The 1,435-nt window shown below is 57.8% G+C and carries 2 protein-coding genes; both read right to left on the minus strand.

Annotated elements, in window-relative coordinates:
• Positions 1 to 39: 39 nt before the first annotated feature.
• Positions 40 to 894: an IS3 family transposase gene (locus tag AC5RTT_RS20540; protein ID WP_494146703.1), complete on the minus strand. Its 855-nt coding sequence runs from the start codon at positions 892 to 894 to the stop codon at positions 40 to 42.
• Positions 891 to 1,277, minus strand: coding sequence for a helix-turn-helix domain-containing protein (locus tag AC5RTT_RS20545; RefSeq protein WP_494146704.1), 387 nt, complete (start codon positions 1,275 to 1,277; stop codon positions 891 to 893). The genes AC5RTT_RS20540 and AC5RTT_RS20545 overlap by 4 nt, the downstream gene beginning before the upstream one ends.
• Positions 1,278 to 1,435: the final 158 nt, after the last annotated feature.

Below are 1,435 nucleotides of genomic sequence, written 5' to 3' on the forward strand. Positions count from 1 at the left end.
TGAACTGGTCCCCGATAGTTGGACTGGCCAAATAAGATCCTAAGCCGCGAGGGCCTGGGTTCGGTATTGCACCGGGCTCAGGCCCTCGAGCTTTGTTGAGATCCGTTTGGTGTTGTACCAGTGGATGTATTCATTTAGGTGCGTGGACAATGCATCGGTGCTGATGTACCGGACGTTGTGGAACATCTCTTCTTTGAGGTGGCCAAAGAAGTTCTCCATCACTGCGTTGTCGTAGCAGTTGCCCTTTCGGGACATGGATTGGACCGCGCCGGCACCTTCAAGGAGAGCCCTCCAGGACGGGTGAGTGTACTGGAATCCTTGGTCTGAATGCACAAGCGGATGCTGGCCCGGTTTCAGGCAGGTCAGGGCCTTGCGCAGCGATGTGTTGGTGAGGTCAAGGTTCGGAGACGTGCCGATGGTGTGGGAGATGATTTGCCGGTCGAAGAGGTCCATGACCGGTGAGAGGTAGAGTTTCCGGTCGCCGACGCTGAACTCCGTCACATCCGTTACCCATTTCTGGTTTGGGGCAGTGGCTTCGAACTCCCGGTTGAGCAGGTTCGGCGCAGCAGCGCCCTGTTCGCCTTGGTAGGAGTTGTAGCGTTTCCTGCGCCGGACCTTGCAGACCAGTCTGAGGGTGCGCATCAGTTTCAGCACGGTCTTCTTGGCGATCGCCCACCCGTTGTAGAGCAGCTCCGTGTGGATACGGCGGTGCCCGTAGCGGGCGTGATTTCTTGTAAAGATCTCAGTGATCGCAGTTTTGAGTGCCTCCTGGGGGTCAGGGGCTTCCAGGTGGGCCTGATGATAGAAGAACGTGGATCGGGCAAGACCGGCGACCTGTAGAAGAACCGGCAGCGGAAAGTCAGCCTTGAGGGCGATGAGGGCCTGGACCTTCACCGTTGTTCTTGATCCCTCAAGGCCCGCAATTTTCCCAGGTAGGCCACTTCTGCCCGCAAGCGCTCGTTCTCACGGCGCAACCGCTCCAACTCGGATGGTTCAACCGGTGGGGCGTCGGGCTTTCGGGGCCGGCCTTTAGGCTTCGGTCGCAAGGAGTCCGGGCCCTCAAGACGATACGCGCGCACCCACGTTCTCAGTAGGACAGGAGAGGACAAATCAGCCTCTGCTGCCAGATCAGAGGCAGTCTCGCCTGCGAGAAACCGTTCGACCAAAGCGAGCTTGAAGTCGAAAGAGTATGACTGTTTCGTCGGCTTGGTCACCAGCGCTCCTCGACCACGAATCCTCCACCGCCGATACAGCCTCTTGACCGGCCAAATGGACACGCCCAGCAGATTAGCTGTCGCCTTATCTGCAAGACCTTTCTCAAACCACGCTACAGCCGCCTCACGCTGATCCTCGGACAACGAACTATCTACACGCAAAAACTGCTCCCCGGGAGTTAGAACTGAATTTCTCAGTCCAACTTCCGGGGAGCAGTTCA

This window comes from Arthrobacter sp. Y3221157, assembly GCF_059089865.1.